This is a genomic window from Caniella muris, assembly GCF_943193035.1.
GTDB lineage: Bacteria > Actinomycetota > Coriobacteriia > Coriobacteriales > Atopobiaceae > Granulimonas > Granulimonas faecalis.
The window spans coordinates 734,097-750,124 of the sequence record NZ_CALPCK010000001.1; the positions used below are offsets into that span (position 1 = coordinate 734,097).

At 70.0% G+C, this 16,028-nt stretch carries 12 protein-coding genes; 3 read left to right on the top strand and 9 right to left on the bottom strand.

Features of this window, described 5'->3' with window-relative positions; genetic code table 11:
- Positions 1–67: 67 nt before the first annotated feature.
- The 7 genes from NFR49_RS03320 to NFR49_RS03350 all read right to left on the bottom strand — a co-directional run bounded on the left by NFR49_RS03320 (position 68) and on the right by NFR49_RS03350 (position 7,964).
- On the bottom strand, positions 68–1,282 hold the full coding sequence (locus NFR49_RS03320) for a thiolase family protein (RefSeq protein WP_251158246.1): 1,215 nt from the start codon (positions 1,280–1,282) through the stop codon (positions 68–70).
- A 34-nt stretch (positions 1,283–1,316) separates the two neighbouring features.
- The gene (locus NFR49_RS03325; protein ID WP_251158247.1) at positions 1,317–2,168 is read right to left on the bottom strand and encodes a 3-hydroxyacyl-CoA dehydrogenase family protein; all 852 of its coding nucleotides are present in this window, start codon (positions 2,166–2,168) and stop codon (positions 1,317–1,319) included.
- A gap of 78 nt (positions 2,169–2,246) precedes the next feature.
- Positions 2,247–3,845 (bottom strand): acyl CoA:acetate/3-ketoacid CoA transferase, encoded by a 1,599-nt coding sequence (locus NFR49_RS03330; RefSeq protein ID WP_251158248.1) that lies wholly within the window; start codon positions 3,843–3,845, stop codon positions 2,247–2,249.
- Positions 3,838–5,442, bottom strand: coding sequence for a class I adenylate-forming enzyme family protein (locus tag NFR49_RS03335; RefSeq protein ID WP_251158249.1), 1,605 nt, complete (start codon positions 5,440–5,442; stop codon positions 3,838–3,840). Before NFR49_RS03335 ends, NFR49_RS03330 begins: the two co-directional genes overlap by 8 nt.
- Positions 5,443–5,532: 90 nt before the next feature.
- Complete coding sequence (locus NFR49_RS03340; protein ID WP_251158250.1) at positions 5,533–6,414, bottom strand: class II fructose-bisphosphate aldolase; 882 nt, start codon at positions 6,412–6,414, stop codon at positions 5,533–5,535.
- Between the two features lie 92 nt (positions 6,415–6,506).
- On the bottom strand, positions 6,507–7,646 hold the full coding sequence (locus NFR49_RS03345) for a PTS fructose transporter subunit IIC (RefSeq protein ID WP_251158251.1): 1,140 nt from the start codon (positions 7,644–7,646) through the stop codon (positions 6,507–6,509).
- On the bottom strand, positions 7,647–7,964 hold the full coding sequence (locus NFR49_RS03350) for a PTS fructose transporter subunit IIB (RefSeq protein WP_251158252.1): 318 nt from the start codon (positions 7,962–7,964) through the stop codon (positions 7,647–7,649).
- Between the two features lie 306 nt (positions 7,965–8,270).
- On the opposite strand from NFR49_RS03350, the gene NFR49_RS03355 reads away from it, so the two are divergent.
- Both NFR49_RS03355 and NFR49_RS03360 read left to right on the top strand, forming a co-directional pair.
- Positions 8,271–8,876 carry an STM3941 family protein gene (locus NFR49_RS03355; protein WP_251158253.1) on the top strand — a complete coding sequence of 202 codons (606 nt, stop codon included), beginning with the start codon at positions 8,271–8,273 and terminating at the stop codon, positions 8,874–8,876.
- Between the two features lie 79 nt (positions 8,877–8,955).
- Positions 8,956–10,203, top strand: coding sequence for an MFS transporter (locus NFR49_RS03360; protein WP_251158254.1), 1,248 nt, complete (start codon positions 8,956–8,958; stop codon positions 10,201–10,203).
- A 424-nt stretch (positions 10,204–10,627) separates the two neighbouring features.
- Here the strand turns inward: NFR49_RS03360 and NFR49_RS03365 are convergent, their stop codons facing one another.
- Positions 10,628–11,626, bottom strand: a complete 999-nt coding sequence (locus tag NFR49_RS03365) for a sugar kinase (protein WP_251158255.1) — start codon at positions 11,624–11,626, stop codon at positions 10,628–10,630.
- A gap of 237 nt (positions 11,627–11,863) precedes the next feature.
- Entirely contained in the window at positions 11,864–13,795 is a 1,932-nt protein-coding gene (gene thrS, locus NFR49_RS03370; protein ID WP_251158256.1) for a threonine--tRNA ligase, read from the bottom strand.
- 571 nt (positions 13,796–14,366) lie between these two features.
- On the opposite strand from thrS, the gene NFR49_RS03375 reads away from it, so the two are divergent.
- Positions 14,367–15,404, top strand: a complete 1,038-nt coding sequence (locus NFR49_RS03375; RefSeq protein ID WP_251158257.1) for a hypothetical protein — start codon at positions 14,367–14,369, stop codon at positions 15,402–15,404.
- Positions 15,405–16,028: the final 624 nt, after the last annotated feature.

The following is a 16,028-nucleotide window of genomic DNA, read 5'->3' on the forward strand; positions in this document are numbered from 1 at the left end:
TCCATAGGGATCTTTGAACGGTGGGAAAACCCGGTGAGAGAGCCGGCCCGGCAGCGGGCCGGCGGGATCAGCCGGCGGTGAAGTACATGGAAATGCCCTGACCGCCGCCGATGCACATGGACACCATGGCGTCGCCCTTCTCCGGGTGGCGGCGCCCGAGCTCATAGGCGCACTTGAGGGCGAGCACGGCGCCGGTGGCCCCGATGGGGTGGCCGAGGGAGATGCCGCCGCCGTAGACGTTCACGCGCTCCGGGTCGAGGCCGAGGTCGCGGCTCACGGCCACGGCCTGGCTGGCGAAGGCCTCGTTGAGCTCGAAGAACCCCACCTCCGCCGGGTCGATGTCCAGCTGCTCGGAGAGCTTCTTGGTGGAGAGGAAGGGCGAGTAGCCCATGAGGGCGGCGTCGTAGCCGGCCACGGCCCAGCCGCGGATGGTGGCCATGGGCTCGCAGCCCAGCTCGGCGGCCTTGGCGCGGGTCATGACCACCACGGCCGCGGCGGCATCGTTCAGGGAGCTGGAGTTGGCCGCGGTCACGGTGCCGGTGCCGTCGAAGACGAAGCACGGCTTGAGCCGGGCCAGGCCCTCGGCGGTGACGCCGTCGCGGGGGTTCTCGTCGGTGTCCACCACGGTGACGGCGCCCTTGCGGCCCGGCACGTTGACGGCCACGATCTCGTCGGCGAAGACGCCGTCGGCCACGGCCCTCACGGCGCGCTGCTGGCTGCGGGCGGCGAACTCGTCCTGCTCCTCGCGGGTGACGTTGAACTCCCGGGCCACGTTCTCGGCGGTCACGCCGTTGTGGGACTCGTCTAGGGGCCAGGTGAGGATGTCGATGACGCCGTCCTCGAAGCGCTTGTGGCCCATGCGGGCGCCCCAGCGGGCGTCGGTGACGTAGTAGGGCAGCTGCGACAGGTTCTCGGTGCCGCCGGCCACCACGACCTCGCTGGCGCCGCACCGGATCTCCATCACGGCCTCCACGATGGCCTGGAGGCCGCTTCCGCACTGGCGGTTGACCGAGTAGGCGCAGGTCTCGTCGGGCAGGCCCGCCTTGAGGCCCACGGCGCGGGCCACGAAGCCGTTGGGGCCCCAACCGCCCACCTGGCCCACCACGAGCTCGTCCACCTCGGCCGGGTCGATGCCGGCGCGCTCCACGGCCTCGGCCACCACGGTGGCGCCGAGGTCGATGGCCGAGACGTCCTTGAGGCTGCCGCCAAAGCGGCCGATGGCGGTGCGGGCGCCGGCCACGATGACGATGTCGTCGTCGTTCTTCTCGAAGGTCCTGTTCAAAGCTCTTCCCTCTCTCTTCTCTCTCGGGCTACGGTCACTTGGTGTAGTCGTAGAAGCCACGGCCGGTCTTGCGGCCCAGGCGGCCGGCGTCGACCATGGTCTGCAGGATGGGCGCGGGGCGGTACTTGGAGTCGCCGAACTGCTCGTAGAGGCCGCGCATGGTGGCGAGCACCACGTCGATGCCGGTGAAGTCCATGAGCTCGCAGGGGCCCATGGGGTGGTTGCAGCCGAGCTTCATGCCGCGGTCCACGTCCTCGGGGGCCACGCCCTCCATGACGAGGAAGGCGCCCTCGTTCTGGTAGGGCACGATGAGGCGGTTCACCACGAAGCCCGGCAGCTCCGGGACGTCGATGGCCTCCTTGCCGATGGCCTCGGCGAAGGCGGCGGCACGGTCGTAGGTGTCGTCGGTGGTGGCGAGACCGCGGATGAGCTCCACGAGCCTCATGACCGGCGCCGGATAGAAGAAGTGCATGCCCATGACCGAGCCGGGCCGTGCCGTGGCGGCGGCGATGGCCGACACCGAGAGGCCCGAGGTGTTGGTGAGCAGGACGGCCTCGGGGTCGGCGTGCTCGTCGATGGAGGCGAAGGTGGCCTTCTTGACGTCCATGCGCTCGGGCACGGCCTCCACCACCACGGCGGCGTCGACGATGTCGGCGAAGTCGCAGCTGTAGGTGAGGCGCCCCATGACGGCGTCCTTCTCGGCCTGGTCCATCTTGCCCTTGGCCACCTTGCCGGAGAGCAGCTTCTCGACGAGGGCCTGGGCGCGCTCCAGGGGCTCCGGGGCGATGTCCACGTTGACCGTCTCGAAGCCTGACTGGGCGCAGAGCTGGGCGATGCCGCCGCCCATGAGACCGGAGCCGATGACCGCGACCTTCTTCTCGTTCATGGGGTGTGCTTCCTTTCCTAAATTAATGTATCCGCTATGGTTAATCCGATGGTTCAATCCAGCTGGGAGGGCCGTCTCTCAGCGCCCCTCCGGGCGCGGGCCCAAGGCGATGCCGGCGGGGCCGTCCACGGTGAAGAGCGCCGGGTCCATGACCTTGAGGTCCGGGCTCACGATGGGCGTGAAGCCCATGAGGTCGAGCACCTGGGTCTGAAGGTCGATGCCCGGGGCGATCTCTATGAGCTCCACACCCTCCGGCACCAGACGGAACACGGCGCGCTCGGTGACCACGAGCACCTCCTGGCCGGCGCGGCGGGCGGCGGGCCCGTTGAAGGAGAGCTGGCCCACCTGGGGGACCATCTTGCGCACCTCCCCCTCCCGCTCTATCACCAGGCGGCCGTCCTCGAAGCGGTACCGGCCGCCCTTGGCGGTGAAGGTGCCGAGGAACACCACCTTCTTGGCGTTCTGGGTGATGTCGATGAACCCGCCGGCGCCGGCGCAGCGGTCCCCCATCTTGGTGGAGTTGACGTTGCCCTGGCCGTCGAGCTCGCCGAGGCCCATGAACGTGACGTCCACGCCGGCGCCGTCGTAGTAGTCGAACTGCTCGTGGTGGGCCACCATGGCCGTGAGGTTCTGGCCGATGCCAAAGTCCACGCCCCCCAGCTGCACGCCGCCGTAGATGCCGCTCTCGACGGTGATCATGACGTCGTCGGACAGTCCCTCCTCGGCGGCCACGCGGCCCACCATGTCGTTGGGGATGCCCGTGCCCAGGTTCACCACGGCCCCGGGGTAGAGCTCGCAGACGCCGCGGCGCGCGATGAGCTTGCGCTCGTTCATGGGGGCAGGCTCGATGGCCTCCTCGGGCACCCGGGCCTGGCCGCAGAACGACGGGTCGAAGTAGAACGACGAGGTCATGCGGTGGTCGGTCTCCGGGTCGGGGCAGACCACCACGGAGTCGATGAAGACGCCGGGGACGGTGACGTCCTTGGGGTCCAGGGTGCCGGTCTCCACGCGCTCGCGCACCTGGGCCACCACCTTGCCGCCCCATCGCTTGCAGGCGAGCACCGCCGGCAGCACCTCGAGTTTCATGGCCTCGTCGGTGGTGGTGAGGTTGCCCTGGCCGTCGGCGGCGGTGCCGCGGATGAGGAGCCAGTCGATGGGGAGCGCCCGGTAGAACAGGAACTCCCGGCCGTCGAGCTCCACCACCTCCACGAGGTCCTCGCAGGCCCGGGTGCGCTCGTTCATCTTGCCGCCCTCCACGCGCGGGTCGATGAAGGTGTCCAGGCCCACCTGGCTCACCTTGCCGGGAAGCCCCGAGGCGGCCTCGCGGTAGAGCTGGGCCATCTGGCCCTGGGGCAGGCAGTAGGCCTCCACCTTGTTTGAGGCGATGAGCTCCATCCACCTGGGCTGCAGCCCCCAGTGGGCGCCGACGATGCGGCGCACCATGCCCTCGTGGGCCAGGTGCTGGATGCCGCGCTCGCGGTCCGACTGGCCGCAGGAGTGGATGAGGGTGAGGTCCCGGGGGTGCCCGGTCTCGAGGAACCGGCGCTCCAGGGCCTTGAGGTTTGACTCCGAGGCCGACACCAGGGTCATGGCCACGGTGGCCACGGTCTGGCCGTCCCGGATCTGTGCCATGGCCTCGTCGGGGGTGCAGAAGTGGGCGTCGAGGGCGCTAGCCATGGACGGCCGTCCTTTCTTGGGCGATGTGGTCGAGGACGATGGAGGCCACGCGGGCGCGGTCGGGCTTGGAGGCGGGGGTGAGGGGCAGCTCGTCGGCGAAGGCCACGTGCTCGGGCACCTCGAAGCGGGCGACGCGCCCCGAGAGCCAGGAGCGCACCTCCTGCTCGCTGACGCGGGAGCCAGCCTCGCGCACGCAGACCGCCACGGGTACCTCGCCGTAGGCGGCGGAGGGGATGCCGGCCACGAGGGCGGCCGCCACGCCGGGCACGGCGGCCAGGTGCTCCTCCAGGGAGGAGCACCACACCTTCTCCCCGCCCCGGTTGATCATGTCCTTGATGCGGTCCACCACCCAGACGAGGCCGTGGTCGAGACGGGCCACGTCGCCGGTGGCGAACCAGCCGTCGCCCTTGTGGGCGCCGCTTTGGCGCCTCCAGTAGCCCTCGCAGACGTTGGTGCCGCGGAGCCACAGCTCCCCGGCCGCCCCGTCGGCCACCTCGTTGCCGGCGCCGTCCACGATCTTGGCGTCCATGCCGGGCACGGGGAGCCCGGTGGCCATGGGGCAAGGGGAGCTGGGGGTGTCGCCTGGGAAGAGCAGGGCGGGGCTGGCGGTCTCGGTGAGGCCGTAGACCACCCGGAACTGCGCCTGGGGCATCCACCGTCGGAAGGCGTCCATGGTGGCCGCGGTCTCCCGGGCAGACCCCGACAGCACCATGCGCACCGAGGGGAGCTCGGGGAAGGCCCCGCGCTCGTCGAGCATGCGCGAGAAGGCCGCGGGGGCCGCGTGGAGGTAGGTGACGCCCTCCGCGGCCACGCGCCCCAGGGCCCGCTGGGCGTCGAAGCGCCGCTGGAGGCACACCGTGGCCCCCACCGCGACGAAGTGGGCCACCAGGCCCACGAGGCCCGTGACGTAGTAGATGGGCAGGCACACCAGGCAGCGGTCCTCGATGGTGGTGCCGCAGAGCCGGCCGTAGGTGAGGGCCGCGTGGACCACGTTCTCATTTGACAGCATCACGGCCTTGGCCCGGCTCGTGGTGCCGCTGGTGAACATCATGAGGGCGCAGGAGGCGGCGTCCCCGTGGGGGGCCGAGGCCGGGGCCGGAACGTCGCCGCCGGCCACCTGGGACGCCCAGAGCACGCGGTCGGGCTCCACCGGCAGGGACGGCGCCCAGGCCTCGTACTCGGGCCCCACCACCGCATGGGTGACGTCGGCGGCATAGAGCAGGGTCACGGCCTCGTCGCGGCGGCACTTGGTGGGCACGGCCACGGCGGCCGCCCCCAGGCGGTTCACGGCGTAGAGGGAGGCCACGTAGGGAAGGCCCGCCTCCATTAGCAGGGCCACCCGGTCGCCGGGGCGCACCGAGAGGCGGCGCTCCAGGCGCCCGGCGAGGCGGTCTACCAGGTCGAGGAGGGCCGCGTAGGTGGTGCGGGTGCCGTCGTCGTCCACCACGGCGTCGTGGTGGGGGTAGCGCCGGGCGCTCTGCTCCAAGGTCGCGTAGAGCGTGCGGGGCGCACCGGCCCAGCGACGCTTGCCGTCACAGCCTATGATGAGGTCGTCCGCGAGGGAGCCCCAGCAGAGGTCGCCCGAGATCATGCCCATCACTCCCCTCTCTTCCCGCCGCCTTCGCCGCCTTCGATGCCGTCTGCCGGCCGCACGCCCCCGGGAGCTCCCGGGCCGCCGCGGGGCCGTCTAGTCCAGCTCCTCCCCGGAGCCGTCGAAGGTGTAGGTGCCGGAGCAGCCGATCATGCGCATGTAGTCGCGGATGAAGCCGATGGCGGCCTCCTCGCCCACCATCTGGATGTCCATGTAGTCGATGCCGGGCTCGGCGTTGAGGCGCTCGTGCATGGCGCCGCGCTGGAACTTGAAGAGGTCGGTGCAGACGTTGATCTTGTTGATGCCCAACTCCACGCAGCGGCGGATGTTCTCCTCGCCGGCGCCGGAGCCGCCGTGGAGGACGAGGGGCATCTTGAGGGCGGCCTTGAGCTCGGCCAGGCGGTCGAAGTCGAGGCTGGGCACGAAGTCGTCGGGGTAGGAGCCGTGGGCGGTGCCGATGGCCACGGCCAGGCAGTCGCAGTGGGTGCGCTCCACGAACTCCACCGCCTGCTCCACGTTGGTGTACATGTCGGCCGAGCGTCCGTCGCCGGCGGCCGCGACGCCCACGTGGCCGAGCTCGGCCTCGCAGGAGACGCCGTGGGCGTGGGCGACGGAGGCCACGAGCTGGGCGCGGCGCACGTTCTCCTCGAAGGGGAAGCTCGAGGAGTCGATCATGACGCTGGAGAAGCCCGCCTGGATGCAGCGGACGATGTCGGCGTACTCGCCGCCGTGGTCGAGGTTGAGGGCCACGGGCACCGCCAGGGGCTCGGCGATGGCGCGGATCATGGGCACCATGACCTCGGGGGTGGCGTGGGCCTTCATCTGGCGCGGGGAGATGTCGATGATCACCGGGGCGTGCTCGGCGGCCGCGGCGTGGCAGATGGCCCGGGCCTGCTCCATGTCGGTGCAGTTGATGGCCATGACGGCGTAGGAGTTCTCGCTGGCGTGCCAGAGCATTTCCTTCATGGAGGTGTACATGGTGGGGCTTCTCCCTTTGCTCACGGTGGGGCGCTGATACGGAAAAGGGCCGGGGATGCTTCTCGCACCCCCGGCCCTGCGGGGGACCGTTCCTAGACGAGGTTGTCGAGGATGGGGTTGCCCGTGTCGGTCTCGGTGGCACTGATGGGGGCCTTGACCAGGGCGTAGGAGACGCCGGTGACCAGGGCGCCGGCGAGCCAGCAGAGCAGGAACATGACCGGGCCGGCGAAGGGGGCGTCGGCGGAGGCGGTCATCAGGGGCACGACGAAGATGCCGCCGTGGGTGGCCATGGACTCCAGGCCGAAGGTCATGGCGAGGCCGCCGGAGACGGCGCCGCCGCACATGCAGCAGACGAGGACGCGGATGGGGTCCTTGACCAGGAAGGGGATCACGTACTCCTGGATGTAGCAGCAGCCGAGGATGAGGCCGGAGACGATGGTCTGACGCTCGTTCTCGGCGAACTTCTTCTTGCCGCCGAGGAGCATGGCGATGCAGATGCCGATGGGGTTCTGCATGCCGCCGCACATCTTGGAGGCGGTGGGGCCGAAGACGCCGTCGGCGTTGAGGCCGTTGGTGAAGAGCGCGGTGGCCTTGCCGATGGGGCCACCCTGGTCGATGGACATCATGGCGCCGATGGCGGCACCGAAGATGAAGCGGCTGCCGCCCTCGAGGCCGGTGAGGAACGTGGTGAGGGCACCCATGAACCAGGCGATGGGCACACCGATGACGTACCACATGGCCAGGCAGACGATGAGGGTGGCGCACACGGGGATGAGCAGGATCGGGAAGACCGACTGCAGGTCCTTGGGCGCCTTCTTCATCAGGTCCTTCATCCAGTTGACGAGGTAGCCTGCGAGGATGCCGCCCACGAGGGCGCCCAGGAAGCCCGTCTGGGTGGTGACGGAGATGAAGCCGACGGCGAAGCCGGGGGCGAGGCCGGGCTTCTCGGCGATGGCGTAGGCCGAGTAGGCGCCGATGATGGGCACCGAGAGGTTCATGATGGCGGCGCCGATGGCGTTGAGCACCATGGCGAAGGTGAACTGCGTGTAGGCGAGCTCGGCGGCCTGCTGGGCGATGTCGTAGCCGCCCATGGCCTTGGCGATGCCCTGGAGCACGCCGCCGCCCACGATGACGGGGATCATGTACGAGACGCCGGTGAAGATGGCTTCCTTGATGACGGCGCCCTGGGACTTCTTGGCGCTCTTGGCGCCCTTGCGTGCGAGCTCGGCCATTTATCCGATCGCCTCCAAAAGCTCGGCCACCACGGAGGGGGCGTCCTTGATGACTTCTTCGGTGGGGCAGGAGATGTAGGGAACCGGCTCGAAGCGCTCGAGACCCTTGATCTTGAGGTCGGCGGCGATGATGGCCGCGTCGGCGCGGGCGAGGTCCTCCTCGGTGATGGCGTTCTCGGATCCGTCGGCACCCTGGGTCTCCACCTTGGCCTCGCAGCCCGCGGCCTCGATGGCCCGCTTGAGGGCGTCGGCGGCCATGTAGGTGTGGGCGATGCCCACGATGCACGACGTGACGCCCACGATGTACTTCTTGGCCATGTCCTTCCTCTCTCTGTCGAAGGTCGTGAGGGGTCGGACTGTCCCCTCTTTCCACGGCCCCATCGTATGTCTCCATTTTTCTGAGTGGTTCCCAAATGGTGTATTTGTCGTCTCTCCACTTTTCCTTCACAAATGTACGGGGCGTATAGCTGGTATTTCTTGGTCCCATCGCTTCATATGGATTCAGATAGGGTTAAGACTCTATCTACTACACATTTCCTACACATATTCTGGCTCTGCATCCGTGGAGAAGGTGTCCCTCCATATACTGGAGTCAACGCAGGCGGCGACCCCTGGGGGCAGACCATGCCATCTTCTAAGAAACGCAACTGTGGACCCACCGAGCTCGTGATCATGCGCGACCGCGTCAAGTGCGCCCTCACCGCGTTCATGGGCGCATGCGTGGCCGTGGCCGGCGCCCTGGCCCTGTTCGCCCCCCTGGCCCCGGGCCAGGACGAGCTGTCCATCCGCCTGTGGATGGGGGCGGCGGGCCTTCCTCTGGGCCTGGGCGTCTTGGCGTGGAGCGTCGACCGCCTGGTGCGCCGCCCGGAGCTGCTGGCCATCGACGAACGCGGCATCCGCGACCGCTCCAACTGGATGAGCCCGGGCGAGGTCGCCTGGGACGAGGTCTCGGCCGCCTACATCCTGGAGATGGGCGCCAACAGCTACCTGTGCCTGGAGCTCGCCGACGTCGAGGGCTTCTCGGCGCGCCTCAACGGGCGCCAGCGCAAGCTGCTGGAGGCCAACCTGACCACGGGCTTCGCCCCCGTGCGCATCCAGCTGGCGAGCGTGCCGGGCGGCTACACCTGCGAGGACGCCCTCGCCGTGGTGCGCCGGCTGCACCCCGGGCTCGTGCGCGGCAAGAAGAAGGTCAAGACCCGCGCCCAGGGCCGCGGCGTGGCCGCCGCCTAGGGCCTCCGGGCAGGCGGTCCCCGGCCGCCCCCCCTCCCCCACATCAGGACGTCGTACAAGAAAGAAAGGCCCCTCCCCCATGGCTTCCCTCCGCGGAAGGCGCGGCATCCTCGCCGCGTCCACCCTCCTGCTGCTCTTCCTCGGTCTCATCTACGCCTACTCGGTGGTCCTCGCGCCCATGAAGGAGCTCTGGGGGTGGTCCGTCTCGCAGATGACCCTCGTGTTCGCGCTCTCCATCGGGATGTTCACCCTCGGCGGCGTGGCCGGGGCCAGGATGGGCGGGCGCTGGGGCACCCGGGCCACGTTCATGGCGGCGGGCGTGCTGCTCGCCGCGGGGTTCGTGGGCTGCTCCGTCGCCGACGGGCCGCTGGCGTTCCCGGTCACCTGCCTCTGCTACTGCGTGCTCTGCGCCCTGGGGATCGGCCTGGCCTACGACGTGCTCATCGCCGCCGTGACCGAGTGGTTCCCCGACCGCTGCGGGCTCGCCCAGGGCATCTGCCTCATGGGCTTTGGGATCGGCGGCTTCCTGCTGGGGCCGGCCGTGAGCTGGGTCTACGGCATCGTGGAGTGGCGCGTGGTGCTGAGGGTGCTCGGCGCGGCGTTCCTCTGCATGCTCTGGGCCGCCTCCGCCGTGGTGGTGGAGCCGGCGGGCGCGGGGGCCGGCGCGGCCGATGAGGGCGGCGCAGACGGCGGGCCCCTCGTGGCCGACCGCCGGTTCAGGCTTCTCTACCTGTGGCTCTTCCTGGTGTGCGGCGCCGGCATGGCCGTGACGGGCCTCGGGCGCGAGCTGCCGGCGAGCCTGGGGGCGGACGCCGTGACGGCGGCCTTCGTCATCGGGTTCGTGAACGTGGGGTCGGGCCTCGGGCGCCTTGTGGGCGGCGGGCTGGCGGACCGCTTCGGCGCGCCGGCGACCATCCGCGCCACGTCGGCCGCCATGGTGGCCTCGATCCTGGCGCTGCTCGGGTCCCTTGGCGCCGGGAGCCTTCCGATGCAGGCCGTGGCCCTTCTGGCCTGCGGGTTCTCCTGGGGCGTGGCCGTCATCATGATGACGTACGTGTGCGCCAAGGTGTGGGGGGCCGCCGCCATGGCAAAGAACCTGGCCGCCGTGAACACCTACAGCATCTTCGCCTCGCTGGCGGGCAGCTTTGGCGCCGGGCTCCTCGCCCAGGCGACGTCGTTCTCCGTGGCGCTGGGCACCGTGTGTGCACTGTGCGTGGCGGGCGTGGCCGTGGGCCGGCCCCTGGGTGCGGCCGTGGAGGGGCGCGACGGCTCGCGAGAGGCCGGGGCCGTGGGCGCCGGCGACCTTGCCGGGCGGCTCGACGGGTAGGCGGGCGGTCCGACCTGCAGCGGGTGGCCGGTTGGCGCGGGTCTCGGCCCGAAGAGCGCCTCAGACCTGCACCAGGTAGTCAGTTGGCGCATCTCCCAGCCGGCAGGAGCCTTCACGACCTGCACCAGGTAGCCAGTTGGCGCACCCATCGGCCGGCAGATCCCTGCCGACCTGCACCAGGTAACTACTTGGTGCACTTCCCTACCGACGGAAGCCCCCCGACCTGCTCCAGATAGCTAGTTGGTGCACCTCCCCACCGGCGGAACCAGCCGCAACCTGCGCCAAGTAGCCAGTTGGTGCACCTATCGGCCCGAAAAGCGCCTCCAACATGCACCAGGTAGCTAGTTGGTGCACATCCCGACCGGCAGAAGCCTCCGCGACCTGCACCAGGTGGCTACTTGGTGCACCTCTCAACCGGCGGCCGCTAGCGGATGATGGAGCCGCGGGCGTCGCCGGTGACGATCCGCTCGATGGTGGCCTCGTCGGCCCAGGAGAGCTCGCCCTCCACGGTGGCCTTGTAGGCGGCGTGCGCCACGGCGTAGTCCAGCGTGTGTTGGGCGTCCCAGCGGTTGAGCAGCCCGTGGACGATGGAGGCCGAGAAGGCGTCTCCGCAACCGGACTGCTCCATGGGCGCCACGTCGCGGGAGCGCGAGCGGAACAGGCCCTTCTCGGAGAGCAGCATGCCCCGCACCGAGAGGAGCCCCCCGGCGTCCACGTCGCGGCGGTTCATGGCCAGCGACTGGATGCCGTTGGCCGTCATGAGCCGGTCGGCGGCCGCGGCGCACTGGTCGCCGTCGCCCTCAAAGCCCTCGCGCTCCCAGATGCCCACGTAGTCCTCGTCGGAGCCGCACACCACGTCCACATAGGGCAGCAGCCGCCCCCAGAGCTCGCGGGCGGCGGCAGGCGTGATCATGCCGCGGCGGAAGTTGAGGTCGCAGAAGGTGCGGATGCCCCTGCCCTTGGAGGCCACGAGGGCGTCTTCGACCACGTCGCCGAGGGTGGGCGTGATGGAGGCCACGACCCCGGAGAAGTAGAACGACCCTACGCCGTTGAGCAGGCCATCCCAGTCAAAGTCGTCCCGCCCCACGTCGCGCATGGCGGTGCCGTCGCGGTCGTAGAGGACGCGGTCGGGGCGCACGGTGCCGCCGCGCTCCACGTAGTAGACGCCCAGGCGGCAGTCGGCCCGCTGCACGCGGCTGACGTCCACGCCAAACCGGCGGAGCTCCATGAGGGAGCGCTCCCCCAGCGTGTTGGACGACACCACCGAGGCCAGGGCCACGTCGTCGCCCTGGAGGGCCAGGGACTTGGCCACGGTGACCTCGGAGCCGGCAAAGGCCATGGAGAGCTGGTCGGTCTGATGGAGCATGAGGGGCGGACGCGGGGAGAGGCGCAGGACCGGCTCGCCCAGGCACAGGACCTTCAACGTTTTCCTTCTTCCGACGGGATCGCCGAAAATGGTATCAGGTTCCTTGCAGTGGCCCTGGCTCCATGGGCATCAAGCACAAAAGCGGTAAAGCGGCGGCCCCGGCCGGCCCGGGGTCGCCCACCGCGATGAGAACACCGAGAAAGGGCCGACCGTATCGCCAGATACGGTCGGCCCTTTCGAACTGCCTCCGATGATGCAAAAGCCCGGGCCCCTGAGGGGAAGGCCCCGCGGCGGCTACACCTGGGCGTCGGCGATGACCTTCACGAACTCGTCCACGGCCATGGAGCCCTGGTCGCCCTCGGAGCGCTCGCGCACGGAGACGGTGCCCTCCTCGGCCTCCTTGTCGCCCACCACGAGCATGTAGGGGATCTTCTGCTCCTGGGCGCGGGCGATCTTGGCGCGCATGGGCTCGGAGTGGGTGTCCACCTCCACACGGCCGCCCACGGCGCGCAGGCGCTTGGCCACGTCCTCGGCGTAGTCGAGGTGACGGTCGGCGATGGGCACGATCTCGGCCTGGACCGGGGCCAGCCACAGGGGCAGGGCGCCTGCGTAGTTCTCGATGAGGATGCCCAGGAAGCGCTCGATGGAGCCGAAGATGGCACGATGCAGCATCCAGGGGCGCTCCTGGGTGTTGTCGGCCGTTCGGTAGGTGATGTCGAAGCGCTCGGGCAGGTTGAAGTCCACCTGGATGGTGGAGCACTGCCACGTACGGCCGATGGAGTCCTTCACCTTGACGTCGATCTTGGGGCCGTAGAAGGCGCCGTCGCCCTCGTTGATGTCGTAGGGCACGCCGCGCTTCTCGAGGGCCTCCTTGAGGAAGCTCTCGGCCTTCTCCCACATCTCGTCGGTGCCGATGGAGTGGGCCGGGCGCGTGGAGATCTCGCACTCGTAGGTGAGGTCGAAGGTGCCCATGATCTGGTCGACGAGGTCCATGATGCTCTCGACCTCGTCCACCACCTGGTCCTCGCGGCAGAACACGTGGGCGTCGTCCTGGGTGAAGCCGCGGGCGCGGAACAGGCCGTTGACGGCGCCGGAGAGCTCGTGGCGGTACACCGTGCCGAACTCGAAGTAGCGCAGCGGGAGGTCGCGGTAGCTGTGGAGGTTGCTCTTGTAGAGCAGCACGTGGCCCGGGCAGTTCATGGGCTTCACGCCGAACTCCGAGAGGCGCGGCTCCTCGTCGGTGCCCTCGTTGATGTTGAAGAAGTACATGTTCTCTTTATAGAAGTCGTAATGACCGGAGGTCTTCCAGACATCGGACTTGTAGACGTGCGGGGTGATGACCTCCTCGTAGCCGCGACGGTACAGCTCCTTGCGCAGCCACTCCTGCATCGTGCGCACGATGCGCGCGCCCTTGGGGAAGAACAGCGGCAGGCCGGGTCCCACCTCGTCGAGCGTCTCGAAGATGCCGAGCTTGGGGCCGAGGACGCGGTGGTCGCGCTTGCGGGCCTCCTCCATCATGTGGTTGTAGGCCTTGAGCTCCTTCTTGGTGGCGAACTCGACGCCGTAGACGCGCTGCAGCATCTCGTTCTCGGCGTTGCCGCGCCAGTAGGCGCCGGCCACCTTCTGCAGCTCGAAGGAGTCGGCCGGGATCTTGCCGGCGCTCGCCACGTGCGGGCCGCGGCAGAGCTCGAGGTGGTCGCCGTGACGGTAGACCGTGACGTCCTCGGAGGCGTCGATGTCGTCGAGGAGCTCGAGCTTGAGGGGCTGGTCGGCGAACATCTCCTGGGCCTGCTCGCGGCTGACGACCTCCCGCACGAAGGGCTCGTCCTCGCGGATGATGGCGCGCATGCGCTCCTCGATGCGCTCGAAGTCGTTGGACGAGATCTGGTCCGGCGTCTGGAAGTCGTAGTAGAAGCCGTTCTCGACGTCGGGGCCGATGCCCAGGGCCACGTTGGAGAAGAGCTCGCTCACGGCCTCGGCCATGACGTGGGCGCAGGAGTGGCGCACGATGGGCAGGGCGTCGGGGCTCTTGATGGTGAGAATCTCGACGGTGTCGCCGTCGCGCAGGGGCGCGGCGAGGTCCTGGGGCACGCCGTTGACCTTGGCGGCGAGGGCGGCCTTGGCCAGGCCGGCGCCGATGGAGGCGGCGAGGTCGGCCGCGGTGGCGCCGGCCTCGAGCTCGCGGGCGGAGCCGTCGGGCAGGTTGACGGAGATGGGGTTGGACATGGTGCTGACTCCTTCTTGTTTTCTCGGCCTCACGATGGCCGTTTGACGACAACGGGCAGGGGCCGGCCCGCCGTGCGGCAGGGACGTCCCCGTACAGGAGGCGGCGCTCACCGGGCGGCCGGGGCCGCTCGCCAAGCGCCTAGATAGTCTGGGTGAGGGTGAGGGTGCCGCACGCAGCGATGACGCCCTGGACGGGCCGCGTGGCTGCGGGCTGTGGGACGCGCTGGTTCATGGGGTGCACCCTCCGGATACGAGCCGGCCCGATGCCGGCGCACGGGGTCAAGGATACCCCTCTTGGCGCGGGCGTGTCGCGAGGGTCGGGGGCGGGGCGGGCACGGGCGTGTCGCGAGGGCGGGTGCGCGAGTGCGGGGCGCACGCGGGCGCGGGGCGCTCCTCGGCGCCTGCTCCCTTTCCGCACCCTGACGGCCGCCGTCGGAAAGGCGTCAGGCGGGAGGCGTCTTCACAGGGCGACACCCGTTAGGTATGCTCGGAGAACATCCATCATCATCGCAACGTGGACACCCTTGTCGTATGGGTCGGCCGACCCATGGAGACGACCAAGGGAGGTCCCATGGCATTCATCGTCCACGACTGGTGCGCCCGCGCGGCGTACCTCTCGGGAATCACCCTCGCCCCCGTCCCGGACGAGGAGGCGGCCGTCGCCCTGGCGTCCGCGACGGCCAACATACGCGACATGGACGGGGCGCCGGCCCTGGACGCCCTCTCCCGCTGGGAGCCGTCGTTCAGGCCGGTGGTGAACGGGGCCCGCAGGCGTCCCGAGGACGAGCCCCTCCCCATACCGTGTCTCGTGGGCACCGACGCCGCCCGTCGGCACGGCGGCAATATCGGCTGCAGGCGCTGGGGCGTGGGGCTGCCCCACGGGGCGCTCGTGCGCCTCGACGACCCGTCCGACCCGCCCGACCTGGGCGTCTTCGCCCCCTCCCCCGCATTTCACTGGCTGCTCCGCACGCGCGGCCTCGGCTTCGGGCAGGCCCTCCTCCTGGGATGCGAGCTGTGCGGCACCTACTCCATGGCGCCCCAGGGCATGAGGAGGCGGCCGGGCCCGCTGACGACGCCCGGCGAGGTGGCGGACCTCATCGCCTCCGTGCCGGATGGCGCGAGGCACGTCTCCACGGCCCGCTCGGCCGCCCCGCACCTGCTCGACGGATGCGCCTCCCCGCGTGAGGCAGCGACCGTCCTCTACGCCTCGCTCCCCGCGCGCCGCGGCGGTTACGGGCTCCCCGAGCCGCAGCGCAACCACCCGGTGGCCCTCAACGCTCGGGCGCGGGCCCTGCTCCCCGCAAAGCGGGCGATCTACCTCGACCTCGCATGGCCCGAGAGCCACCTGGCCGTCGAGTACGACTCCCACGGCCACGAGGAGGGCATGCGCCCCCTCGAGGACAAGGACCGCCTGGTGGCCGCCGCCCACATGGGCTTTGAGATCCTGCCCCTGACGCCCAACATGGCAGACCGCCGGGAGCGCCTGGACGCCTTCATGGGGGAGGTGGCGGACAGGCTCGGCGTGAGGCAGAGGCCGCTCTGCCGCTCGACCCTCGAGAGGCGCGCCCGCCTGCACCGGGAGCTCTTCACCCCGTGGGACCTCTGGTAAGGCGGGGCGTGGGCGGCCGGCGCGCGCGGGCGGCTGGCGGGGCGTGGGCGGCCGGCGCGCGGGAAGCCGCAAGACCCCCCTCTAGTGGCACCCTGCGGAGGGTGCTTGCGGCAAAGGCCCCTTGGAGGGTGACGGGCCGCCCTCCAAGGGCGTTCAGTGCACGAAAAGCCCCCCTCCAAAGTCCTTTTGGAGCGAGACGAGCCTAGCGTGCGCCCTGCATCCCGCCCTTGGGACAAGCCACCGGCACAGGGGGCCGTTGAAGGGGGTTTTCCTGCTCCGGCCACCTACGGAAGGCAGTTGCGACCACCTGCCGGGCGCATCATCCCCCTCTAGGGCGCGCAAGGGACAGCGGGGCCCTGTAGGGCGCGGAGATGCACCGCCAAAAGACAGAAGGCCCCCTGCAGGGCGCCTTGGGGACAAGGTCGCCCTGCAGGGGGCCGCACTGAAGAATCGGGAGCGCTTGTCAGAGGGGCCACTCGCCGGGAGGCGCATCTGTGAACCAGGGGCCGCTGCTTGCCAGGGGGCGCGCCGGGGAGAGGCCGCGCCATGTTGGCCCCACCACAGGGCCCCACCTACCGTGCGGCCCCGCAGCGCGACCGGTCGCCTTGGGATGGGTTGCGGGCC

Excerpts from the sequence above, each read along its gene's own strand:
- NFR49_RS03355 (WP_251158253.1), top strand. The coding sequence starts at position 8,271 with ATGCCATCTTCTAAGAAACGCAACTGTGGACCCACCGAGCTCGTGATC.
- NFR49_RS03345 (WP_251158251.1), bottom strand. The coding sequence starts at position 7,646 with ATGGCCGAGCTCGCACGCAAGGGCGCCAAGAGCGCCAAGAAGTCCCAG.
- NFR49_RS03340 (WP_251158250.1), bottom strand. The coding sequence starts at position 6,414 with ATGTACACCTCCATGAAGGAAATGCTCTGGCACGCCAGCGAGAACTCC.
- NFR49_RS03360 (WP_251158254.1), top strand. The coding sequence starts at position 8,956 with ATGGCTTCCCTCCGCGGAAGGCGCGGCATCCTCGCCGCGTCCACCCTC.
- NFR49_RS03330 (WP_251158248.1), bottom strand. The coding sequence starts at position 3,845 with ATGGCTAGCGCCCTCGACGCCCACTTCTGCACCCCCGACGAGGCCATG.
- NFR49_RS03375 (WP_251158257.1), top strand. The coding sequence starts at position 14,367 with ATGGCATTCATCGTCCACGACTGGTGCGCCCGCGCGGCGTACCTCTCG.
- thrS (WP_251158256.1), bottom strand. The coding sequence starts at position 13,795 with ATGTCCAACCCCATCTCCGTCAACCTGCCCGACGGCTCCGCCCGCGAG.
- NFR49_RS03325 (WP_251158247.1), bottom strand. The coding sequence starts at position 2,168 with ATGAACGAGAAGAAGGTCGCGGTCATCGGCTCCGGTCTCATGGGCGGC.
- NFR49_RS03335 (WP_251158249.1), bottom strand. The coding sequence starts at position 5,442 with ATGGGCATGATCTCGGGCGACCTCTGCTGGGGCTCCCTCGCGGACGAC.
- NFR49_RS03350 (WP_251158252.1), bottom strand. The coding sequence starts at position 7,964 with ATGGCCAAGAAGTACATCGTGGGCGTCACGTCGTGCATCGTGGGCATC.